The organism is Fibrobacter sp. UWOV1 (assembly GCF_900142495.1).
In the GTDB taxonomy this organism is placed as follows: domain Bacteria; phylum Fibrobacterota; class Fibrobacteria; order Fibrobacterales; family Fibrobacteraceae; genus Fibrobacter.
Genome location: NZ_FRBA01000005.1, coordinates 81299 through 104935 on the forward strand (window position 1 = coordinate 81299; position 23637 = coordinate 104935).

General features: G+C 49.1%; 20 protein-coding genes and 1 tRNA gene. 3 read left to right on the forward strand and 18 right to left on the reverse strand.

Annotation, left to right across the window (positions count from 1 at the left end; genetic code table 11):
• Positions 1 to 8 precede the first annotated feature (8 nt).
• The 5 genes from hpf to lptC all read right to left on the reverse strand — a co-directional run bounded on the left by hpf (position 9) and on the right by lptC (position 5031).
• The gene (gene hpf / locus BUC02_RS08585; RefSeq protein WP_072979834.1) at positions 9 to 326 is read right to left on the reverse strand and encodes a ribosome hibernation-promoting factor, HPF/YfiA family; all 318 of its coding nucleotides are present in this window, start codon (positions 324 to 326) and stop codon (positions 9 to 11) included.
• Positions 327 to 504: 178 nt separating this feature from the next.
• Positions 505 to 2130 (reverse strand): RNA polymerase factor sigma-54, encoded by a 1626-nt coding sequence (gene rpoN, locus BUC02_RS08590; protein ID WP_073321369.1) that lies wholly within the window; start codon positions 2128 to 2130, stop codon positions 505 to 507.
• Positions 2131 to 2132: 2 nt separating this feature from the next.
• Positions 2133 to 2870 (reverse strand): LPS export ABC transporter ATP-binding protein, encoded by a 738-nt coding sequence (gene lptB / locus BUC02_RS08595; protein WP_073321372.1) that lies wholly within the window; start codon positions 2868 to 2870, stop codon positions 2133 to 2135.
• Between the two features lie 11 nt (positions 2871 to 2881).
• On the reverse strand, positions 2882 to 4171 hold the full coding sequence (locus tag BUC02_RS08600; RefSeq protein WP_073321375.1) for a hypothetical protein: 1290 nt from the start codon (positions 4169 to 4171) through the stop codon (positions 2882 to 2884).
• Positions 4168 to 5031 carry an LPS export ABC transporter periplasmic protein LptC gene (lptC, locus tag BUC02_RS08605; RefSeq protein WP_254794159.1) on the reverse strand — a complete coding sequence of 288 codons (864 nt, stop codon included), beginning with the start codon at positions 5029 to 5031 and terminating at the stop codon, positions 4168 to 4170. The genes BUC02_RS08600 and lptC overlap by 4 nt, the downstream gene beginning before the upstream one ends.
• Positions 5032 to 5070: 39 nt before the next feature.
• On the opposite strand from lptC, the gene BUC02_RS08610 reads away from it, so the two are divergent.
• A complete protein-coding gene (locus BUC02_RS08610; protein ID WP_073321378.1) occupies positions 5071 to 7104 on the forward strand; it encodes an LTA synthase family protein in 2034 nt (677 codons plus the stop codon).
• A 149-nt stretch (positions 7105 to 7253) separates the two neighbouring features.
• Here BUC02_RS08610 and BUC02_RS08615 read toward each other — a convergent pair whose 3' ends face one another.
• The 9 genes from BUC02_RS08615 to BUC02_RS16170 all read right to left on the reverse strand — a co-directional run bounded on the left by BUC02_RS08615 (position 7254) and on the right by BUC02_RS16170 (position 19740).
• Entirely contained in the window at positions 7254 to 9896 is a 2643-nt protein-coding gene (locus BUC02_RS08615; protein ID WP_073321381.1) for an efflux RND transporter permease subunit, read from the reverse strand.
• Positions 9897 to 9921: 25 nt separating this feature from the next.
• Complete coding sequence (locus BUC02_RS08620; RefSeq protein WP_073321384.1) at positions 9922 to 10752, reverse strand: glycosyltransferase family 32 protein; 831 nt, start codon at positions 10750 to 10752, stop codon at positions 9922 to 9924.
• A 6-nt stretch (positions 10753 to 10758) separates the two neighbouring features.
• Entirely contained in the window at positions 10759 to 12195 is a 1437-nt protein-coding gene (locus BUC02_RS08625) for an oligosaccharide flippase family protein (RefSeq protein ID WP_073321387.1), read from the reverse strand.
• Positions 12196 to 12231: 36 nt separating this feature from the next.
• Positions 12232 to 14250 carry an LTA synthase family protein gene (locus BUC02_RS08630; RefSeq protein WP_254794161.1) on the reverse strand — a complete coding sequence of 673 codons (2019 nt, stop codon included), beginning with the start codon at positions 14248 to 14250 and terminating at the stop codon, positions 12232 to 12234.
• A gap of 47 nt (positions 14251 to 14297) precedes the next feature.
• The gene (locus BUC02_RS08635) at positions 14298 to 15461 is read right to left on the reverse strand and encodes a glycosyltransferase (RefSeq protein WP_073321391.1); all 1164 of its coding nucleotides are present in this window, start codon (positions 15459 to 15461) and stop codon (positions 14298 to 14300) included.
• Positions 15462 to 15463: 2 nt separating this feature from the next.
• Complete coding sequence (locus BUC02_RS08640; protein ID WP_073321394.1) at positions 15464 to 16480, reverse strand: glycosyltransferase family protein; 1017 nt, start codon at positions 16478 to 16480, stop codon at positions 15464 to 15466.
• Between the two features lie 80 nt (positions 16481 to 16560).
• Positions 16561 to 16902 (reverse strand): hypothetical protein, encoded by a 342-nt coding sequence (locus BUC02_RS08645; RefSeq protein ID WP_072798295.1) that lies wholly within the window; start codon positions 16900 to 16902, stop codon positions 16561 to 16563.
• Positions 16903 to 17107: 205 nt separating this feature from the next.
• Positions 17108 to 18412 carry an ATP-binding protein gene (locus tag BUC02_RS08650; RefSeq protein WP_073321397.1) on the reverse strand — a complete coding sequence of 435 codons (1305 nt, stop codon included), beginning with the start codon at positions 18410 to 18412 and terminating at the stop codon, positions 17108 to 17110.
• A gap of 584 nt (positions 18413 to 18996) precedes the next feature.
• Positions 18997 to 19740 carry an FISUMP domain-containing protein gene (locus BUC02_RS16170; RefSeq protein ID WP_175549825.1) on the reverse strand — a complete coding sequence of 248 codons (744 nt, stop codon included), beginning with the start codon at positions 19738 to 19740 and terminating at the stop codon, positions 18997 to 18999.
• A gap of 22 nt (positions 19741 to 19762) precedes the next feature.
• Here BUC02_RS16170 and BUC02_RS16175 point away from each other — a divergent pair, with 22 nt between their 5' ends.
• Complete coding sequence (locus BUC02_RS16175; RefSeq protein ID WP_073321403.1) at positions 19763 to 20197, forward strand: hypothetical protein; 435 nt, start codon at positions 19763 to 19765, stop codon at positions 20195 to 20197.
• A gap of 124 nt (positions 20198 to 20321) precedes the next feature.
• Here BUC02_RS16175 and BUC02_RS16180 read toward each other — a convergent pair whose 3' ends face one another.
• Positions 20322 to 21077: an FISUMP domain-containing protein gene (locus BUC02_RS16180; protein WP_073321406.1), complete on the reverse strand. Its 756-nt coding sequence runs from the start codon at positions 21075 to 21077 to the stop codon at positions 20322 to 20324.
• Here BUC02_RS16180 and BUC02_RS16185 point away from each other — a divergent pair.
• Positions 21049 to 21711, forward strand: a complete 663-nt coding sequence (locus BUC02_RS16185) for a hypothetical protein (protein ID WP_073321409.1) — start codon at positions 21049 to 21051, stop codon at positions 21709 to 21711. The two genes, BUC02_RS16180 and BUC02_RS16185, sit on opposite strands and share 29 nt — an antisense overlap.
• Here BUC02_RS16185 and BUC02_RS15680 read toward each other — a convergent pair.
• The 3 genes from BUC02_RS15680 to BUC02_RS08685 form a co-directional block, all read right to left on the reverse strand.
• A complete protein-coding gene (locus BUC02_RS15680; RefSeq protein WP_139261083.1) occupies positions 21637 to 22305 on the reverse strand; it encodes a hypothetical protein in 669 nt (222 codons plus the stop codon). The two genes, BUC02_RS16185 and BUC02_RS15680, sit on opposite strands and share 75 nt — an antisense overlap.
• On the reverse strand, positions 22295 to 23131 hold the full coding sequence (locus tag BUC02_RS08680) for a TIGR02147 family protein (RefSeq protein WP_073321415.1): 837 nt from the start codon (positions 23129 to 23131) through the stop codon (positions 22295 to 22297). The genes BUC02_RS15680 and BUC02_RS08680 overlap by 11 nt, the downstream gene beginning before the upstream one ends.
• 210 nt (positions 23132 to 23341) lie before the next feature.
• Positions 23342 to 23430: transfer RNA gene (locus BUC02_RS08685), tRNA-Ser, on the reverse strand.
• Positions 23431 to 23637: the final 207 nt, after the last annotated feature.

The window sequence follows — 23637 nt, forward strand, 5'->3', positions numbered from 1 at the left end:
GCAACCGGTTATACAACTTCGGAAACAGGCTGGGCACGGTGATCGTTCTGCTTGTCGTTTGCCTTCTTGAGCTGCACCTTGATGCGTTCAAGGGTTACATCAACTGCCTTGCCCATGTTTTCTTCGTCGGCGGAGGCTACAACCTGGGAGCCGGTAATGTTCACAGTAATTTCGCAATGGCGCTGATGTTCAACTTCATGGTCAAGGATAACGGAGGCACTGGTGATATTCGGATAGAATCGAGCTAATTTGTCCATTTCTTCTTGAATACGATCCTGGAGTCCGGCAGAAGCATTAAAGTGACGAGCAGAGAACTGAATATCCATAATATTAACCTCCTTAAAAAGGGTTTTCGTATGTATTGCAGAGCTTTTTGCTCTACGTCTAGAGTATATACATCTTTTTTTGTTCAAAAACAAAGGGTTTTTCAAAAATTTTCAAAAAAAGTTATTCCAAATTGGAATAATGGCCAAAAATTCGGCTTTTTGGAGCTAAAACCGCCTATTATATAAGTTTTTTACGTTTGCTGGCGGGCAATAAATGCAGCTCTTCTTCGCGGTATTTTGCCACCGTACGGCGCGCTACCTTGATTCCCTGTTCCATCAGTTTGTCTGCAATGGCCTGGTCCGAAAGAGGCTTCTTCTTGTCCTCTTCGTCCACGAGTTTTTTGATGGCATCCAGGATGGTTGCGGAGCTGAGTTCTTCGCCATCGGGCGAGGAATCTTGCTTGACACCCGAAGTAAAGAACTGCTTGAGTTCGAAAATGCCGTAGGGCGTGTCGACATACTTACCGTTGACCGAGCGGTTCACGGTGCTCACGTCGCGCTTGATGTCGTCGGCAATGTCTTGCTGCACCATGGGCTTAAGGAACGCTGGCCCCTTGGTAAAGAAATCCTTTTGGCGTTTGAAAATCGCCCGCATCACGAGTTCCATAGTCGTGTAGCGGTTATCGAGCGCCTTGATAAATTCGACAGCCTTAAAGAGGTGCGTGCGCACGTATTCCTTATCGGACTTGGAGGCTCCCTTGTCGTCGAGAATCGCCTTGTAAGTCTGGTTTACGCGCAAGCGTTTTTGCATCGAAGAACGCACGGATTCGACTTCCATGCGACCATGCTTGTCGATCACCTTGAGATCGGCGGCAACGGTCTGCACGCGAGAATTTGAAAGTTGGAAACCCGGATGCGGGTTGAGTTTTGCAAAGCTTGCAACGGCACGCTGCACGTCTTCGGTCGAAACGCCCAAGGACTTTCCGATTTTTGCATAACGGAGCGCAAGCAAATCGTCGTAGCATTCTTCGAGAATCTTGATGCCGAGCGGCGGAAATTGCGGGAGCGCATAAGCCTGAATCAAAAAGCATTCGCGCTGGTTGCGGGCCCCAATTCCACGCGGGTTAAAGCCCTGCAGCACATGCACCGCCTCGCGCACCGGCAAGGAACATTCCTCTAGCGGGACTTCGTTACGGAGCATGGATTCAATTTCGTTGATGTAAGGGTCGCTCGACAAGCGCACCGGAGCCACCTCGGCAGATACTTCTTGCAAAAAGCCGTTTTCGTCGAGAGAATCGATCAGATATTCCACCAGCGAACGGAATTTCTTTTCGGAGCAATTGCTTTGTGCAAGCTGTTCCAGCTGTTCGCGGGTGCCCGACCAAAGCGAAAGCTGGTCGCGCAACTGGTCTTGCAGGCTTTTGCCACGATCTTTAATGGGGCGGTCCCATTCGTCATCGGAATCGTTACCCACATTCAAGTCCTTGAAAGGCGCATCTTCGTTCATGGAGCCGTCTTTCAAGTACTGTTCGTAATTGATATCGTTGCTACCGTCCAAAAGGCTGCTGTCGCCCATGGCACTGTCTTCGAGGCTAGAATAGTCGCCCGAATCGTAGTCGTCAAAATCGTCTTTGACTTCGCGCAGTTCGGCTCCGGAATCCGGAAGTTCGTCTTCGTGGACTTCGCGCTCTTCCATTGGAGCGGCGTCATCGAGTTCCAGCAGAGGATTGCTTTCCAGTTCTTCTTTGATGGCAGTATCGAGTTCCAAGGAATTCTTCTGCAGAATGGTTACAAATTGCCTCAGCTGGGGCGAAAGATTTTGCTCCAGTCGTTGATTTGTACCTATTTGCAGTCCGATATCCATATTTATCCTAAACTGAAGGAATCTCCTAAGTATATGCGGCGGGCTTCGGGGTCGTTCGCCAAATATTCCGAAGAGCCCTCTGTCAACACCTGGCTCTTGTACATAATATAGGCGCGGTCAGTAATCGAAAGCGTTTCGCGCACATTGTGGTCGGTAATGAGCACACCCATGCCGCGGTCCTTGAGCCCCGAAATGATGGACTGGATATCGGCCACGGCAATCGGGTCAATGCCTGCAAACGGTTCGTCGAGCAGCAAGAACGAGGGGTCGCTTGCGAGGGCGCGAGCAATTTCCAGACGGCGACGTTCACCGCCCGAGCAGCTCATGGACTTGGTTTTGCGAATATGCGTAATCTTGAATTCTTCAAGCAATTCTTCGAGGCGGCGCTTACGTTCGGAACGCTTCATGTTCTGCGTTTCAAGAATTGCCATAATGTTGTCTTCGACGCTGAGCTTGCGGAAAATCGAAGCTTCTTGCGGCAAGTAACCGATGCCGAGGCGCGCACGCTTGTACATTGGCTTGTCCGTCATCTCGATGTCATCGAGGAAAATGTGTCCGGACTCCGGGCGTACCATGCCCACGATCATGTAGAACGAAGTCGTCTTGCCGGCACCGTTAGGGCCGAGGAGTCCGACAATTTCGCCCTGCGACACGCGAATGGACACGTCGCTCACCACTTGGCGACCGCCATAGACCTTTCTCAGGTGTTCCGTGCGTATGGTACTAACAAGATTCTTCATACTCTCCCAATTTACAAATCTTTCGGCGGTGCGATTGCCTTTTCACGGGCTTTTCGCATTATATCCAATTTGCTTTTTAAGTTACCGGCTTTTTTATTATCGTCGGATTCGTTCTTTTTGTCAATATCCTTATTTGCCGCCTTGGCAGCCTCAGCCTCTCTCTTGAGGCGTTCCGTCTTTTCCATGTCAATGTAGCGACCGCTTGCCATGGTTGCGCTGCCCAAGAGTTTAAGCGACTTGACCGCGTTCTTTTGAGCGTCGAACAGAATGTGAATGGTATCGCCGGCGGCTTCGTTCTTGCCCGAAACGGAGCGGTCCTTTTTCACGTAGAAATACGTACTCTGAGCCTTGCCCGACACCACCGCCTTGTCCATCTTCCCTTGATTGAAATACAGGTCTAGGCGATCGCCGTCCATCAAGTTGCGGTAATCCTTGAGGTCTGTTTCGTAGAAGAATCCGCGGGCGTTCAGATTCACGTAAAGGCGCTCGATTTTGTCGTTATTGAATTGCGCGTAAAGGGTATCGCCAAAAGCTTCGGTCACACTGCCGGGGGCGCCCCGCTTGGGATCTTCTTGCTGCACGCCGTGGGCATTGCGAATCACGAGTGCCGACTTGAGAGACTTGCCCGCAGAATCCAGCACCAAGAAAATGGAATCGCCCGTAAGGTGGTAATTCTTCATGTCGCAAGTCGGGTGGCCCTTCATGCTGAGCCAGTTGTTCTTGCGGTCGAAATAGCCCGTATCGCAAGTGACGACCATGTCGTTCTGCGTGACCTTTACCGAATCAAAAGCTTGAGCGAAGGAATCTTTCTTGTTGTAGATAATGCGCTTGGCCGAAATCGTCACCGTATCGATTTTGCCGCTTTTCATTTTTTCGTACTGGTAAAGCTTGGGCTTTTGCGGCATGGTAAGGATTTCGTTTTCTCGGTCATATTCCAGATATTCGCCCGTGAACAGGTAGGAGTTTGCCGAGTCGCCGGCGTGTACATCGCTCGAAGCGGTCGCGATTCCGACTTTTTTGCGGTACAAGCCGTTTACCGCCTTAATGTAGCCCGAAGGGTGCGTAAAGAGGAAGCCGCCGTTGCACTGCACGCTTTCGTCATTCTTGTTCCAGAAGGCGCGCTGGGTGCGGAACTGGATGCTGTCGTGAATGAAATGCACTCGCCCTTGCAGCAAGAGCGTTCCGCGCTTGCGGGCGACAGCAAGGCTGTCGGCATGTTTCATGATCAAGGGCGAAGTCTGCGCAGCGGCACTTGTCGCAAGCAGTGCGGCAAGCAACAGAGGTAAAAGGCGCAAAATCATTCGGCATCCCTCTGCTTTGCTTTGGCGCGTTCACCCCGGTTCTTGATCTTTTTGAACAAGTCCATTTCCATCTTGGTAGCGGCCTTTGTGGCCGCCTTCTTCAAGGAATCCGATTCTGCAGGCTTTTCAGCAGGCTGCGTCGCCGAACTCGAAGCAGGAGCCGTGCTAGGAGCAGACTTTGCAGCAGGCGCAGAATTTATAGGAGAATTCGTCGGAGTAGGAGCCGCCTGAGTTGGAGTGGGCGCGGGATTTGCCGCCTCCACGCTGTCGCGGGTTTCGATTTCTTTGGCCTGGTTCTTGTCTTCTTCTTTTAAACGGCGGGCTGCATCTTGAAAGATGCCTGTCACATCCGAAAGAATGCGCCAGTTGTCCATGTGAGCGTCGCTCACAAAGCCGCGGCCCTGTAACACGTCGCCTTCTTCACTCACCACGCGTACGTAGCTTTCGGTGGTCACCTGGTTGTCTCCCTTGTTCCAAATCAAGGAGTCCGAGCGCACCGAGGCGCCCTTAGGCGTAAGGGCGTAAACATGGCCGTAGGCATACACGTAAGTAAACTTCAAATCCATGCGGCCAGAATCAGCTCGCAAAAAAGCAGTACGTTCTCCGAGAGAATCGTAAATATCTACCAGCACCGGGCGCACAAACACGACTTCCTTGTCGCTCCAGCGTTCCAAATAGGCTGTTTTGAGTTTCCAGGCCAGCACACCCTTGTCGTAACTATCCATGAGGGTGGTGTCAGTAAAAAGCATTTCGGGGCGCTCTACCTGCAGCCAGGGCTTTTCTTCTTCAATTTCTTCGCAAGCGGTCACAATGAGACCGGTCAGCAATAAAGGTATCAACGCCCACTTTTGAAGAATCATAGGCCAAATATACATAATTTGTTTTTCTATTTTAAACACATGAAACTTACTATTCTCGGCTTTTTGAAGAAAGTGGCGGCAAGCGTTGCCCCCTTTCAGAAACTGGTGCTGATTTCACTTGCGGCGTGGGTCACTCATATTATCTTGCGCGTGCTGCTTTTATTCCGCAGCAACCCCTACGGATTCCCGTTTGTAAGTAAGCCGGACTGGTTCATTTTCCATGCGGTGTGCATCGATTTTCTGTGGATTGTGAACGCCCTCGTGGTGTTCCTGATTCTGGGCGGCATTGTTTACCGCATTACAGCCGGCAAGGCGACACTCAAAGCAGTCGTCGTGAAAATCACCACTGTACTCTATGCCGTTTTTCACACTGCGATTCTGCTTTTGACCTTACTCGACAACGAAACCCAGCGTTTCCTGGGCGGCCACCTGACTTTTGGACTTGTCGACACCTATAAAGACACTTCGTCTATCATTGTTTTCTACGATTACGTAGCGAACGATTTGTCCGTACCGTACTTGCAGTTTGTAGTGCTCGCGCTCATGCTCCCGCTGACTTACGGCGTTTACAGATTACTTTGCAAGTGGTACCGCCCCAGTGACGGATTCTACGTCAAGAAATCCGTCATCGCGATGCTCATTTTCTACATCGCCTCATACCTGTTTGTTTACTTTATCTGGACTGGAAACGCCCGCATGACAAAGCTCCGTCCGGTTGTTTCGCTAATCTATAATGACTTGTTTGTTGCAAAGAAAATCGTTGGCCTCACGGATGCCGAGCTTGGCAATTACCGCACCGCTTACCAGAATTTGTGGCAAAAAATCGAAGGCGATTCCGATTGGACCTTTACGGACAGCGACTCAGGCAACCACCTGCCGCTCTATCGCGAACCGATGCAGGCCCTACTCCAAAGCGAAAAGCTCAAAGCCCAGCGCGAAATGCAGCCGAATTTTATATTGGTGCTCATGGAATCGCAGCGCGGTTGGAATACCGGCTACATGAATCCGCAACTCCAGCCCTCGCCCACTCCGTTCATGGATTCGCTCGCCGCCCATTCCCACGTGTGGATGCGCATGCATACCAGCGGCGTGCCGACCACGGGCGGCGTGCTTTCGACGCACATCGGCATTCCGCACCATTCCCGCTTGGCCCAAGCCACTGATTTAGCCCACGTAACCATCCCGAGTTTTGTGCAAGTCTTGACTACAAACGGCTACAGCACGCATTACATGTCTGCCGCCGACCCCGCCTGGGATAATCTGGGCGTTTGGATGTCCAAGTGGTACACCGCCGAACATTATAACCGCGAACGTGAAGACGACTCCACCTTTATTGACCATGCGATCGAATACGTGCGCGACACACTCTCCAAGGAAGGAAAGCCATTTCTCGCGACCCTCATGACGCGTTCCAACCATTACCCGTTCAACTTTGCCGCGGGCATGACCGACGAGCAAAAGAACCGTCCGTTGCAGGAGCGCATCAACGTGACCATGAATTACGCCGACAGGCAAATCGCCCGATTCTTCCATTCGATCGAAAACGAGGAATGGTACAAGAACACCTACGTAATCATCATGGCCGACCACGGATTCCCCCTGGGCGAAAACGGCGTTTCTACCATGAATGGCGGCGGATTTTCGAACGTGAGCTGGATTCCGTTCTTTATTCACGGGAAGGGGCTTGACGCCGTCCGTGACACGACACCTGCCGCGCAGATTGACGTTGCGCCCACGGTGCTTGAACTTGCGGGATTTGCCGTGCCCAACATTTTCATGGGACACAACTTGCTGCGCGAACATATGGCCGATTCCGTGCCGGAACCACTCGCAGGCCTTTCCCTCGGGGCGTATTCGGGTTATGCCGCCATCGGGCTTGACGGTTACCGATTTATCGCGAAGTACCCCGCCCAGGACGAAACGCATATCTTTGCCGACGGCGACCTGCGTCAAGAAAACGAACTCACCGGCAAATTGCAAAATGAAGAAGGCCGCGCCAAGGAGAAATTCTTAAGCGCGACCCTCGATACATTGCTAAAGATTTCGGATTACTCGCTCGAACGCGGGCTTTAAATTCTAAACGCGATGCCGCAGGACCGAAGCTGTACAATTTAACTACAGTCAAAGTCAGAAGCGAGTATAGCAAGGCCGCAGACCCCGAAGCCGTATAAAAATACGGCGAGTGGGTCGAGAACGCAGCTAGACGATGCTTATGGCTTTGACTATTTCTTCTTGAGCCAGGTGCCGCACAAATACATCGTAAAGATGATGCTCGTAATGAGGAACATCGCGATGCTGATGCAAGCGAGGTCGCCGATGCCCTTCAGGCCGCGGTGCGTCGTGAACAGGAACCCGACAAAGCCCGCGATGGTCGTGGTGGAACTTGCCATCACGTTACGGCCGGTGGTATCCATCAGTTGACGGAGCGTCAGATTCTTGTCGCTCATCCACGAGGTAATCATGTGAATCGTGGAGTCGATTCCGATACCGAGCGCCATCGGGATTACAATCACGTTGTAGATGCTGATCTTGCCGAATTCAAACATGTCGGTGAGGAACCCGAGAAGCCCGAGGGTGAGGAGTGTTCCCATGCCAAAGGAAATGCAGCCTGCCAAGAAGAGTTTCGGCTTGCGGAAAGAAATGACCAGCGTGCCGAAAATCACGAGGATAATGACCAGAGCCAAGCGGAAACTATCCTGCTTTACTGAATCAATCACGTCAGAGAGGATGAACTGCGAAGAGAAGGTGCGCAGGTCTTCGCCGTCAAAGTTCCAATGGCCGTAGCGTTCCTGGAATCGGTGCAACGCGTGGGCGTCCCAGCTCGGGAAGTCACCGTAGATAAAGCCGATTTTCCCATAGCTGCCGTCCTTTTCTCGCAACAGGTCAAGAGTCCAGCTCGGGACATCTTCGGCGGTAAAGGTTTTCTCTACAGAGGATAGCTTGCGCAGGTTCGCAATATTCACGGAATCTTCGCCCTCGGCACGATCAAACACGCGGGCCTCTACAAGGTCGCGGATTTCTTCGATGATTTCGAGGCGGGCTTCCTGGGAATCTTTTGGCGGAACGAAACTCTTGAGCGTAAGGAAACTGCCGAGGGTGGAATCGTGTTCCACGTGCAGGCGCACCATCAATGTATCGTAGAGTTTGTCGAGCTGTTCGGGCTTGCTTCCCATCACGGCTGCCGGTGTCGACGTTACCGCCTTACCTGTAGCACGCGTCACCTTCGTAGAAATCTTGTTCTTCGAGGCCGATACGTTCGTCGAGACGCGACGCAGGTTACGGAGGTTGTGTTCGAAGTCCACATCCTGTGCAAACCAAATGGAAACTGCACCAAGCGCAAAGCTCGCAAAGGCCACATACTTGAAGAACTTGAGGATTTTCGCCTCGTCCCAGGACTTGGGCAACAGGGAATTTTCCGGAGCCTTCGGGATACCACCCATGCACTTGATAAAGACTGGGAGCACAAGCACAGAGGTAAGCATGCTGAAGAATACGCCTACGGAGGCCACCACGCCGAACTCATAGAACCCACGGAAGTGCGCAGCGAGAAGAGTCAAGAAAGCAGCAATTGTCGTGAAACTTGCGAGAATGAAGGGCTTGAGCATTTTCCTCTGGGCATGTTCCAGCACTTCTTCTAAGGTCGCGTACTTGTGCAATAGTTTCTGCGAAGTGCCTAGGATATGAATCGAGTAGTCGATACCGATGCCCAAGATGATGGAGGCCACAAACACTGTGAAGGGGTTCAGCTTGCCGTAGAAGAGAGCCGTAAACGCAAGCGTCGGGAGGCAGGCGTACAGCACCGAAGCAGTCACCAGAATCGGGCCCTTTACGCTCCTGAAGAAGAATATGGTGAGGAAGATGATAAGCACCAGGCTGATGGCGAAGGAGAAAACGGAATCGTTGGCCACTTCATCCACTTCCTTGAGGCCCTCGTAGGTGCCTTCCACCGTAAAGCGGGTCGGCACCGGGTACGTCTTGCTGCTGAAATAGGCAAGCAAGGAATCGGTGCGGGCCAAGATATGCGTCACAAATTCATAGTCGGTAGAGGGCTTGATAAGCTTCGCGTTCACCACGCCGTTATAGAGAATCTTGCCAGTGCTGTCGGGGCGCGGCGAACCGACCAGGCGGTTCTTGAGTTCAGAAGGAATCGTCGACTTGGAATCCCATTCCACCTCTTCGTTCGAGGCGGCCTTCGCATCGATTGTGTCGCCCTTGGATTTCTTGAAGAATGCGTCAAAGGCACTCACCGCTTCGTCAGGGAGACCCAATTCCTGCGGCAAGTTTTCATCAAACCACACGCGTTTCTTTTTCGCGGGAGCATTTTCTGCAGACGCGGCGCTGTCAACCCCTGCGCTTGTCGAATCGGTCAAGGCGTCGCCCAGCAAATCCACAACAAGCGGGCCGTTCTTGCGGCCAATTTCAAGTTGCAAGTCTTCCAGATTGTCGCGGATATTTTCCAAATGCTTTACCGGCAAGTAAAGCAATGCATTATCCTTGAAGAACTGGTTGTCGTTATCGACCTGAGTCGAAACGAAATCGCCTTCCCAATTCTTGTGGATGTATTCGGCAATAGAATCTTGCAGGGCCACCACCAAGTTCAAGTCTTCGCTCTGGATTGCGATCATGAACTTGTCGGTGGAACCGAAACGCTGGTACGATTCCTCGAGCGCCTTCACGCTCGGGGTGCCCTCGGGCAGCAGGTGCGAAAGGTCGGCATCTAGCTTGAGTCCCGGCTTGAATAAAATGGGAATCGCAAAAAGTAGCGCCAAAATCAGGTAAAACGCAAGTGCCTTGTACTGGTGCCTGCAAATCAGCGGAATGTACCAATTGGAAAATCTTTCGGGAATCGTCTTTTTTGTAGCCATATCAGGATTTCAATAAAAAGGTGTATTAGAATTCTATTGCTTTTTTAGATTCGTAACTATTCAAGACATCATCAATCGTCTGCTTGGGCTTGAAAGACTTTTGGATGATAATCGGCAAGCGCCTAAAGAAGCGCCCGATTCTGTGGGACAGCGGTCGCCAGCTTCCGCTGGTAACATGAATGGCCACGGGTTTGTAATCGACATCGTCGCAACTGGGCAAGAATATCTTGCTCGGGTAAATGGCCATATCGTCTTTCAAGTTCTGCATCTGGTTCTTATAGACAAAGCCAAAGTCCATTGCCATGTGCGCATAAACAAACGGAGCGATATTTTCGATATTCAGTTTACCGTTCGGCAAAACGAATTTCTGATTTTCGTAGTACGACATGCACTTCTTTAAGAACGGGTGATTCGCTTCGCCACCGAAAATAGCAGCCTGGAAAGCAAGGCCCGGCAAAGGAATTTCGTCCTTGTTCTTTTTGGTGCCGTCTTCGTTCAACTTTTTCCAAGATTTATTTCTCTTGAAATGAGTCGTAAACTCGATATTCGTAAAGTAGCGGTGGTCGAGGAACCTGTCAAAACTCTGGTACAGGTAAACATCGCTGTCCAAGTAGATACCGCCCTCTGTTGAAATCGCATAAAGGCGAATGTAGTCGCTTGCGAAAGCCCACTTACGGAGTTCAACCGCTTCGCGGACGAACGGAACGTTCTTGATAATCTGTTCGCACTTGGCCATGTCCCAATGGATAATTTCGTAATCCGGACAATGACGTTTCCAGCTTTCAATACACAGCTGAGGAAGCTTCGGCAGCGGATCGTTAGAAAGCCAAATGTAATGAATTTTCTTGGGAATCATAGTCTTTTACTTTTTGTTTGAAATAGCGCTTACAGAAAAATACTTCTTTACGAGTTTCCAGTAAAGGCCAAGCAGGCCCACAATCACCAAATATGCGACAATCTTTTGCCATAACACCATGGGCAACTTCCCTGTATTCACGGCAATATAGAATGCAACCAGGGCCACAATCCAAAGCACCTGCGAAATAAGCTTGGACGAATAAAGCCTAAAGCCCATTTTGTAAAGGTAACCGTTATTGACGATTGCAGAGAACAGCGTAGAGCTCAGCATGGCAAGCGCCGCCCCCACAAGGCCGAATCTCGGAATCAACAGATAGCCCATCCCAAGCGTCAAGCCAAGGGAAATCGTATCCATAATCAACGTGTAAAGGCTTTTGCCCATACCCTTCAAAACAAGTACGGAAAGTCCGCCAAATCCGGTACCCAAGTGCACCAAGAGCAAAATACCCAAAGCTTCGGGCTGCACGATAAAGTCCTTACCCGCAATGCTCAGGATTTCGCTCGGGAACAAGACGATAAAGAAACCGATCAAAAGTTGGATCAGCGTCACCATGAACACGCAATAGCTATAGACGAATTTCAAGTCCGTGCTCAAGCGCTGTTTTTCCATGCCGGCAACAACCGGAGTCAAAATCGGTGTAAAGCCCACGTGAATCGTCTGGAGAGCATTCGAAATCGTCACCATGATACCGAAGGCGCCCGCCTTTTCGGGACCAAGGAACAGCATGACCATCCAGAGGGCAGAACGAATCAAGAACGAAGCGACGAATTCACCAAAGCCCAGCGGAAGCGAATACTTCAAAAGAACCATGGGCACGCGCAAGGCCGGGTGAAGCGGCATGTCGGGGAACTGACGGCGCACCAGCACAAAATGCACAATGAATCCAGCCATCTGGCCTACAAACAAGCCCAACGGAAGCGCATGGGGAATATCCAGGAAGTGTAGCGCAATCGACACTCCCGGGGCAAGCGTTACCGTAAGGAAGGAATTTACGAACACGGCGTTTTGTGGACGGCGATTGCCTTCGGAAGCAGTGCTAAAGACAAATGTGCCCACGTAGAACAAAAGCGAAATACCATACCAAGGCAGTTCCTTGGAAATATAGGGCGTAAAGGAACCCACAAAAATCACGAGTGAGCAGAAAAGCGCAATCAGTGCCGACACCCAGAAGGAATTCATGATGCCGTCATAAGCCGGGCGGCCATTCAGCTTGTTTTGCGGGAGGTACCAATACAGGCCCTTATCAAGCCCAAGCGTTGCCGAGTGGGCAATGGTCAAGAGAAGCGTTTGCGCAGAGACAAAAATGCCAAATTCAGCGGCGCCAAAAACACGCGCCATCAAAAAAGTCAAAAGCGGGCCGCAAACCTTGAGGACCGCCCCCACCACGTTGATAATCACGGCCTTCTTTAAAAACTTGCTGTCTGCTTCCAGATTACTCATAATTACTCGCAATATAGAAAATTGGGACCTAATTTACTAAGGCATCATAATATCATTTCGCAGCACAGAGCGCACGACTTTTGCAGCACCCACCGCTTTCTTTTTCCACGCAAGATCATTTGCATCGGTCGTGATTGCATAAGGGCTTTCGCCGCCGACACCTGCTCGGTAAACATCTTCGTTTTCGAGGCCGCCCGTAAGCACATGGTCACGGAAGCCCAAGTAGTACGCGTTTTGCGAGAAGAACACCGACGGTTGACTTGCAGGGCGTTCCTGCGCGAGCAAGTCATAACCCCAGAAATGGTTCGGTTCACGCACCTGCGCAATATCAAAAATCGTCGGGCCCAAATCAAGCTGCGATGCCACATCTTCGCGAACGGTAAGTCCGTTAAACAAGGCGGAATCTGCCGAGAAAATTCCGATAAAGATCTGCGATGCCGAAAGGCCAAGCGGTTGCGGCACCCAGTAATCGATAGAATCTACAGGGGTGTCGTGGTCGCCCAAGACAATGACTACCGTATTCTTGAAATCGGGACGCTTGGAAAGCGAATCGAAGAATCGGCCGAGTTGCTTGTCGGTATAGCGAACGGCATTGCGGTAACGAACCATGGCGTCGTCAGGCTTTTCAGCAAAATCACTGGGATAGCCGTAGAACGGTATGTGCGACGCAATGGTGTTGAAAGAAATCTGCCAAGGTTTATCGGTCGGCATTTTGGCAAGCACATCGATAGCGAGGCTTGCACCCAAGCTGTCGGCAGTGCCTTCGCTTTTTTCTTCACCAATCAAGTGCCAATCTTTTTCGAAGAACTTTTCGATAAAGGGCAGCGTATGGTCAAAAATCGGGTTCGAAACCGTTGCATACGCGCGCTGATAGTTTGTCAAAAATTCAGGCCAGCCCTTGAACTTGTTTGCAGCATAAAAACTCGGCACATCGCGGTTCGGGTGCGAGGGGAACCCCATGTAGGTCGCCATAGTGCCGCGTACCGTGGGGTAACCACCGCTAAAGGCATGCTTGAACCAGAGACCGCCACCTAGCGAATTGCCGGCGGAATCTTTTTCATAGTAGCCGCCGTTTGCAAGTTTCCAGATATTCGGCGCGACGGCTGTATCGCCTTCGAGCATCTTGTTAAAGATACGGCCCTTGAACGACTCGCCCATAATGAACACGATGTTGTACGTTTTTTTCGCCTTGTATTCGTGCGTAGGAGCGTTCCGGTACATCGGAAGTTCAAGGGAATTCTTGCGGCCTGCCGCAAAATCCTTCGGCAAGAAGGCATCCAAATCACTCACCAATTCTTCGGTGATTTTGGCGTTGTCGTGTATGAATTCAAAAGTTTCTACCGCCGCAATATGCAGAATTGGCGCCGTCAGCGTGTGCTTGCCGAGCGTAAAGCGCATGTCCACTTTCGTGTGCGTCACGGGGATTTCGATCCAGCCGCGAGTGCCCGTAAGGAACAGCACGAGCGGCACGAGCGAGAGAGCCATGCCAATGGCGAACATCGCTCCCGGAATTTTACGGGAGGCGCTCTTCCAGGCGCCACCCTGATTGCTAAGCACGAGCGTACGGCGCTGTTTACGGAGCCTAAGCGAGTAGACGGTTACAAATGCAATTGCGCCCGCAAGGCAGAGGACTACCATCGCTACCCAAAGCACCGTCCCGAGCATGTCGCCACCGAGAGTCGAAACCGTCGTGGCATCGGTGATGTTTGAAATATGGAAATACGTGCGCAAGAAAGAGAAAGAAAGACGCTGGTGCGAAAAGCGGAAAACATCGTAGTCCGCTACCGCGGCAAAAAAGTAGAGCCCGTAAAAAATCGCAAGACCGCGCGGAGCGCGCGCAAAGCCGAAGAGGCCAGCCATCGCAAGCACCGCACCGAAAGCCATGAAAATCTGCCAGAGGGTTTTGCCCTCGAACATTTCGGACATCGAGAGCCCGAGCGGATCAGGCAAGCTATAGAAGAAAATCAACAGTACGCTCTGCACCACCAGGGCCACAAGCGCCATCGCAAGGTAAGGATTTTTCAGAAGGTTCTTCAATTTATTAAGCAGACTCATCTTTACAAACAAAGGAGATCCCGGCACAAGGCCGGGAGGACATTGGGTTAACGCTTTAAAATAAAATCAATGGTATGTTCAAGGTCTTCATTCTGGCGGGTATGCACTTCAAGATAGCGCTTGGGCGCGCGGGCCGCATACTCTTCATAAATCTTAGAATCAAGCAATTGCACCAAGCGGTTCTTGATTTCGCTTACGGAATACGGGTCGAAGTACAGCACCGCATCGCCGCAGACCTCGGGAATCGATGTCGTACCGCTTGCCGCCACAGGCACGCCGTATCGCATGGACTGCACCGGCGGGTAACCAAAGCCTTCGTTCAGGCTCGGGAATACAAAAGCGTAGGCGTTCTGGTGCAAGAATTCCAGTTCCCTATTTTCGACATAGCCGAGCAGCACAAAGCGGTCTTTATGCTTGAGGTGGCGCAAATAGGCCTTGGGGTTTGCCGCCCCGGTAATGACCATCTTGAAATCAAACGGTTTGCCCTGCGACTGATACATGCCGACCAGTTCATCGAAAGCCTTGGCCGCACGCAGGTTATTCTTTTCCCAGCGGGCACCGCTCGTGAGCAAGAAATACTTTTTCGCAGCCACTCCCGGCGGCAAGAATCCTTCAGGTTCGTATGCCGTCATGGGGCTGTAAAATACCGGAATTTCCAAATCCAGAAGTTCCGGGAAGAACGACTTGATCGAGGCGCGGCTGTGTTCGCTCACTGTAATGGTACGGGCTTTGCCTTCGGCCATGCGGGCCGCGAGCGCCTGGTACTTGGGCTTGTAGAAGTACTTTTTCCAACTTTCGCGGTAACGCACCAGCGCTTCGAACTTCTGTCCGAGTTTCTTGGCGAAACCGACACCGGCCCAGCTGTACTGCATTTCAAGTGCACGCACGCCGTGCCAGGTAAACACGAAATCCTTCACATTAATATCCCACTTTTTTTCGAGCGAATAAAGCGGGGTGTAAAAGGTGTCAATCTGGTTTTCGTCGATAATCTGCTGCGGCGTTTTTTCGTTGATGTCGAACAGCGGAATGTTCTGCGTCTTGCAGGCATCGAGAATCATCGGGTCCAGATACTTGTGGCTATCGTAGGCGCAGCTGAACTGCACGCCGCGCTTGACCAGCGCCCAGAAAATCACTTCGCCGTAAGAGCCACCGCCATGGAACTTGGCACTGTGAATCGGCTGAACCGCAACCAGATTGAAAAGCAGGTTCATCGTTACCTCCCGAGGATTTTTCCGAGCACTCTCAAGGGGAACACGAGGAACGATACATTCTTATAAATCCAGGCGAGCGATTTGGCGAAGGCGTAGCTGCGAATAATGTAGGCGCCCGCCGCCCCCACCTTACGGGTCTGGAATTCAAATTCTTCCTTGGCGTGGGCAATCACATCGTCGTAGTACTCGTTAATCGTAATGCTCTTGTCGGCGTTGACTTTTACCGGAATGTTCTTCAGGTTCGTGTAGAAGTCCTTGCGCAAAATCTTGGGCAAGAACAGGTCCATGCTGGCAGGCACCTTGTGGCCGCGGGTATCGATGATTCGCGAACCGAAGAAGTGCAGCACCTTTGCCGTGGGCAAGAAGCGGTTACCGTAGGCCAGCTGGCAGTTCCAACCGCCGGGCATTTTTTGCGTAATGTAGTTGAACTTGAAGTTCGTCTCGGCGAGGCTTGCCATATCGTACGGGAAATTCTTGGACACGCAATAGAGCCAGAGTTCGTGCCAAGTCTCAAAAAATTTGCGGGCTTCGGGAGTGTCTGCTGCATACATCACTCCCCCGTTAAAGATTTCGTCGTTCAGAATCGGCGAGAAGCCCATCATCTTCGCGTTGTTCAAAACCTTCTTGCGGTTAATCGCCTTCGAGAGGTTCGTGTGGAAGTCAAGCACCGCGTAAATGCCGCCCTTCCATTCTTCGGGAATCGAGAGGTCGCCCACAATCGCAATGTCGGAATCCATGTAAAGGAAATCGCCGTCGACCACATTGCGCATGACCGTCTTGAGGTAGCGAGAACGCAGCATGGGCGTAAACTTTTCGTCGAGGGTCAGTACCTTAAGTTCGTCGACCGCGTCTTTAAGGACCGCGCGCGGGCCAGTGAGAGTCGCCGCCGTCTTGTCGTCAGTCAGGAGCGTCACAAAGGCGCCCGGGTTATGGACACGGAGCGACGCAATCGCCACCAGCGTCTGTTCGCAGAAAAAATCCTTCGGGGAACTCGTCAGAACAAAAAGGTACTTTGTCATGGGTCAAATATACCTTTATTATAAGAAAAACTCCGATTCCCTTGCCGGAAATCGGATAAATTGCAAAATCTGGCGGTTAATTAGCCTGCCTGGGCGGCTTCGAGCTTGCTGATTTCGCCGGCCTGCTTGTCGCAGACATTCTTCAAGTTGTTGATTTCGGCGTCTTTCTTTGCAAGCTGGTCCTTAAGATCTTCGCACTGGGCAGCGTAAGTCTGCTTGGCTTCGGTCTGGGTCTTGAGATCGTTCAGCAAGCTGTCGGCAGAGTTGCGCAGGCTCTGGACGGTGTCCTCGGCATCCTTGAGAGCGGCATCGTTGTCGCAAGAATCATCTTCGTCGTCGCACATGGCCTTGAGTTTTTTAGAGGCGGCAATAGCAGCAACAGCGCCCAAGGCAAGACCAGCAAAAAAACTTGATGCTTTCATTTTTAAGCTCCTTGAAAAATCTTTTCCTATAATATCCATTCTGAAAATAGAAAAATCAAGTAAAAAATGACCTAAAGTGGTCTTTTTTTCGGATTTTTTTGAGATTATAGCGAATATTTGGCACAGATTCGCATAATTTAAGAGTTATTCATCAATTCAGAGCACTATATATGATTTTCATAAAACACACCTCATCCTTTCAAAATTAACGGATCGTCCAAAGCAGATAAAGCGGCAAACTTACCGTTGAGCATCCTTCGCAATCATTTACAGCGAGGTTCTTGAGCGAAAGTTTGTAGCCCTTTGCCGGCGCAAATTTCTTGCAGAACTGCTTATAGCTCTTCGCCTGCGTGTTTGTCGCCGCCTTGACTTCGACAGGTACCACTTTCCCGTCATTCTCAAAGAGAAAATCAAGTTCCGCGCTGTTTCCCGAGCGCCAATAATACGGGTTCTTTTGCATACAGAGCAGTTCGTTCAAAACATAGTTTTCTGTAACAGCACCCTTGTTCGTATTGGGCGTGTCGTCCATCAAAATGTCCTTGTAGCCCAGCGAAAGTCTGCGACCCAACAGACCGATGTCCGAAAGGTACACCTTGAAATTCGTCGCATCCGAATTTGCAGACAAGGGAACCTCCGCATTCTGCACAAGTTCAACCAAATGAATAAGCCCGGCATTCTTGAGCCACTGTAATGCGGCCTCCAGCTCGTGCGCCCTTTTGCCGTCCTTTACATGTGAAAACATGAACTTGTTGTTTTCCTTGGCAAGTTGCTTGGGCACAGAATCCCATATCATACGGATTTTTTCAATTTCATTTACAGGAGCATGTTTCGAAAAATCGTCCGCATAGTCCGCAAGAATTTCATCCTGGATTTCGCCCACGGTTTCAAAGTTCTTGGAGGTTGCATACTCGTTTACCGCTTCGGGCATTCCGCCTACAACAAGATATTCTTTCAGCAGGCGTTCCATGGGTTTTGCATAGACTTCGGGAAGCGTTCGATCGGTAGGCCATTTGGCAAAAAGTTCGATGTATTTTTCTTCACCACAAGCAGTCAAAAATTCCCTGAAATTCATCGGATACATTTGCATGCGGTTAACTTTCCCGACAGGGAACGAGATATTTTCGCGGCGGAGTGCAACGCCGAGCAAAGAGCCCGCACATGTCACATGGAGTTCCCGCTTGTTCTCGCAGAAATATTTCAAGGAAGTGATTGCTCGCGGAGCTTCCTGAATTTCATCAAAAATCAGAAGCGTCTTGCCAGCCTCAATTTTGCTTTGCGTAAGCAGTTCAAGTTCCCGGACAATCCTCTCTACATCAAAGTCGTAATCGAAAATGGCAGCGAACTTGGCGCTGGACTCAAAGTTGATATAGCATACATTATCGAAGTATTTTGCTCCGAATTCCTTTAAGGTATGGGTCTTGCCGCATTGGCGGACGCCCGTCAGAAGCAGGGGTTTCCGGCGTTTACTGTTTTTCCAGGTGACCAAATCTTTCAAAAATTCGCGTTCCATGCCTTTAATATACAAAAGTCGTAGGACTTTTGCAACTGCAATTACATTTTTCATAGGACTTTTTGTGTTAAACTTGCGTTTTTGGCACGAAAACACAGTCCGGACATATTCCTGCCCCAATTTCCAGAACTCTAGTGCACCTGGATTTACAACGGGGGAAGCTTCCCCCTGGTTCGCACTCCGTTGCTCTCCACCCCCTCGCCTAAGGGCTCTGCCCTTAAAAACCCAACATCAGGCAGCCCACGGCTCCAGAAATGAGCTCGTCTCGCTCACATGGATTCGGCCTTCGGCCTCTAATGTTCGCTCAACGACACATTTTCCTCCGCCTTAGGGCTAACTGTTTTGCCACTAATTTGTCATGCCCGACTTGATCGGGCATCTCCATTTCTACCCGAGAAAGAGTCATAACTGCTTAGTGGCCAGGCATTCGCCGTCGCTTTGTCTTGGCATAAAAAAGAGCGAGTCTTTGTCAAGATTCGCTCCGTGTGAAATCAGGTGGCGCTTATGCGGCTATTTATTGACATTCCGTTCCTTGTAAACATCAGGCCAGAAAAGGATATTTTTTGACATCAATTAAACTTCTTTCAATCCTTGATGCAACGAACCGAAAGACTCCAGGTTTTTCTAAATGTTTCGTAGCATAAATTTTCTGATGAATTTTTCAAATAACGAACATGTGCATATATTTTATTGTCTGCGTCTTCGGAGTTTGTCCAATAAAACATTTTATCGGACTCAGAAAATTGTCCGTTAGATCCTGTTTGGTACCCTCCATTTACTAAACTCGAGAAACCAAAAATATCATTAGCACCTTTTTTTAAACTTGTTCCAACCCCAATTCCACCATTATTTTGTTTTACATAAAATTTTAGATACGCAAAATCTGCTGTATCCGGTAGGTGCCATCCATCTGGGCATGCGCTTTGCGCAATTGACCAAGGATACATATGTCCTTTTGACTTACAGTTTAATGAATCATTTGCCAAACAGTAACTACCCTTAGTATTCCAATTTAGATTTTGAGCCATCCAAACTTGTTCTCCAATTTGCACAGTTCTGTACACTTGAGAATCTCGTACATCCAAATATTCGCCATAGTCAATATTTGGATTAAGGTGTGTTGTGGTAACACACTTATATATTTCACAATCGTAGAGTTTTGAAGGAATTCCTGCGGAACTACTCGATTTTTCGCTTGAAGAGCTTTCCTCAACCTTTTCGCTGCTGCTGGATTCTACAGGTTTCTCGGAACTGGAGGATATCTCGTTCTTTTCAGAACTAGAAGATTCCTCAACCTTTACGGAACTGGATGATTCTGCGCTTTTCACCGAACTCGATGATTCATCCACCTTGGCAGAACTTGAAGAATCTTCAACCTTCGCCGAACTGCTGCCAGCCGCCCCCTCGCTCGATGACGACTTTTCGCCCTTGTCGCTACTGCTAGACTCAACGTTCCCGGAACTCGACGAGTTTTTTCCGTCGCTGGAAGAACTGACGTCGATTGCCTTTTCGCTCGACGAAGATTCGCTCTCGCTGCTGGATGTCAATAACAAGGCGGATCCATCGCTACTCTCGACAACCTCATTGGAAGTGCTCGACGTGATTTCGTCTACGGGACTCGTCGAAGATTCCGTATCACCACCACACCCAACAAACGACATGCACGTAGCCCCTGCCAGCAGGCAGAGGATGATTGTCTTGAAAGCCGAGAAACGGCTCGGACGGGAGAGGTGGATATGGGTAGTCATCTTACTTATCCTTAATAAATTGTTGTTTTTGCTTTAATCTTTCATTGTGATGTTGCATTTTATTTTTTCATATGGTTTAGATAGCGGCGTCGCAACGGCTCCATTTTCCAAGTCTTCAGTTTGATCTATATCTGCCATGTTCTTTCCTCTTGGATAAATAATTAATCCTTTATACAACGAACAGAGTATGCATTATAAGTAACATCGTATGCTACAGTATAATCATTTGTTTTGCTAGACATACTTATCCTATAAGCAGCATCCGGCTTGTGAAAATCTGCCGTCCAAAATCTGGTGTTATTACCTAAGCCATAGTATTCATAACTTTGCCTATTGCCCGCAGGTATTGCAGAAAAGCAGACTGCGTCTATTCCCTTGGTATCTTCTTTCTCTCCTACCCATTTTTCAGTACTTTTTAGCATTTTGGGGGCCTTGCCAATTTTTTCAACAAACAAAGTTAAAGTATCCCATTCAGCTCTAGTTGGAATGTGCCATCCTTCTGGGCACACACCTTTCCATTTTGAAGGCAATGAACAATTTTTTTCATTAAAGCCACATTTTATACCATAAGCACTATCCAAGAAAATGGAATCAATTGCTACGGTCCATGGATAAAGTTGACCGTACTCATCGCAATTAGCATTTTCCCCATCAAAACAAACACTTCGAGACGAGCCCGTTTTTCCCTTTTTATAATTATAATTCAAATTCTCCGCCATCCATTCTTGATTTCCAATCTTCACGGTCTTATAATCTTTTTCATCTCGTGTATCGTGTATAGGTTCTCCATAAATACATCCAATAGAGCTACTAGAACTATTCTCATCATAATTTGAGGAACTACTCTCTTCAAAAGAAGAATAAACAATAGAACTGGATGAGTGATCATTGTTAGTCGAAGACGACGATTCTTCCAACTTGGAACAGGAAGAGTTCTTTTCCGTTGAAGATGAATACGCTCCCGATTTTACACTGGAAGAACTCTCCTTTGTCGAGGAAGACGATTCAGCCGGCCTTGCGCTTGACGAACTCTCCTTTGTCGAGGAAGACGATTCAGCCGGCCTTGCGCTTGACGAACTCTTTTCCGACGACGAGGATTCTGTAGGTTTTACGCTAGATGAGCTTTCTACCGACGAGGACGATTCTTCCGGCTTTATACTTGATGAACTCATCTCCGATGAAGAAGATTCTGCCAATTTTACACTGGATGAGCTGATTCCTGATGAAGATGATTTCGCCATACTGCTACTAGATTCTACGGGTTTGTCAGAACTAGACGACTCATCAGGTATTTTTGAACTCGAAGATTCATCTGTTTTGGTTGAACTAGAGGAACCTTCGTTCTTTATCGAGCTGGACGACTCTTCGACTGTCACCGAATTAGACACGCCAGACCCATCGTCTCCGCAAGACGACAGGAAAAGGGCTAACAAAAAAATTGGACCAATGAATCTAACAAGTGGCATTGCTTTCATTTTACCGATTCTCCAAGTACCAGTTTTTCATTTTTTTTGCATAGCGTTCCAAAACAGCTTTTGGACTTTCCGTTAATCGTTCTCCAGAAGACGAACAGGTCAAATGCAGTTCTGGGGATTCTTGACATTTTACCAAATGGCGGGACAACGTCCAGCCTTCTGCATTGCAGTTTTTCTCAAAATCAGCATAATATTTTTCGCAGGAATACTCGTCATAGTAGGATCCGTCTAGCTTTTCGTGGTAGGCGACACCTTCGCTATCAGCCGTAAGGAAGAATGTTTGAACATAACCAACGATTCCATTCGGAATATACCCTATCGCCTTTACCCCATATTCCGATGGATATATACTGACATCGCAATAAGAATAAGGGTTATCTTCTTCATAAGCGAAATAATTTTCCCGTTCGCCGCTGAACCTAATCTCGAACCAGAACCTGGTAGTATCCCTTTCATAATCGTCAATATCTGCCGGTATGCCATCAACAAAGTTCTTGACAGAATCAACTTGATGTTCTAGAATCAGCTTTTCATCCGCAGAAATTTCTGCCACAGAATTATCATCTACAGTTGCACCCGCCGTAGATTTTTCGGAACATGCGGCAAGTTCCAACAAGGTGCCGCACAAAGCAAGCCAAAGCGTAACATTTCCAAACATTTTACTTTTCATCGCCCACACCTTCTATTTTTTGAGTCAAAGGGAACAGTTGCAAATTCAGGCGTAACACCTGATCTACCTTGTCATCGTTCGCAACAATTTCTAGAACCTGCTCGCGGCACTTTTTCAGGACTTCGACAACTTTTGCAATGGCATCATTAGAAACGCCCATGGTAACACCCGCAACATAGCGTTCATCCGCAGCAAAACGGTCAAGTGCATCTACCGCAAAGGAGGCCATTTGCCTGTTCATGGAACGCACGGCCAAAGACATCGACTGCGTGTCGCCACCCAGCAGCTTATCTGTCTGCGAATAATTGCCGTCATCCGTCTTTTTGAGGATTCCCGCATGAACCTGAAAGTCGATGGAGTCCTTTACCTCTTTCGCAGAAACTTCATGAACGCACTTGCCCGCAATTTCTTTTGGCATAGCCCCCGGCATGGCAGGCGCCAACTCACGTACGACCGGGTGCACCCAGGAATCATAATACTTGTACGCCTCTGCCCCGATGAGGTTTACTTTACTGGCCTTTGCGATTGACTGCATTTCGGCATAAGCGAAACGTTTCTTGTCATCGGTCTTCGCCTGTGCATACAAGACCATATTGAAAAAGTAATCCCGTTCGATCCCCGTAAATTTAAACGCATCAGCCACCTTGACGGTCGCTTTCTTTCCGAGATTTGCCTTACCCTCGCAAACCTGTTTCATGAACACCGGCGAGGTAAACCCCGCCATTTTCGAATAATCACGCCACGAAAAAGCCGAAGTACGCTTTTTCCAGTCGTAAAAGTCTTGTAGATAACGACGAAAATCTTGATATTGCAAAATAGGAGCCATAAGTCTAAATCTATACAACAGGCTCCCCAATGTCAATAAATTTGATACAAAAAGCGTTTTTTTTTTACAATTAAACAAGTTTTTTACACCATTTTCTAAATTTCATAAATTTGAATACGATTTGAATACACCTAAAGGAGCTTATTCGTGACCACCCCTGACTTTAGGAAAGCAAAAGACCCCCTGGATTGCTCCAGAGGGTCTTTGCAGCGGGAAGAGCGAGATTCGAACTCGCGATAGGATTAAGTCCTATACGTCCTTAGCAGGGACGCGCCTTCGGCCAGCTCGGCCATCTTCCCATCTTGGGGACACAAATTTTAGATAAAATTCGGTAATTTTTCAAGGGTAAAGACGCAAAAATGGCAAATTTAGCCCCAAAATGGCACTTTTTTTTACATTACATGGAGCAAAAAACCAAATTTTCTAAATTTTATACATGCGTCTCTTCTCCAAATTGTTCAAAATCGTGGCCGCTTTCGCTTTAGTCGGCCTCATTTGTTGCATTC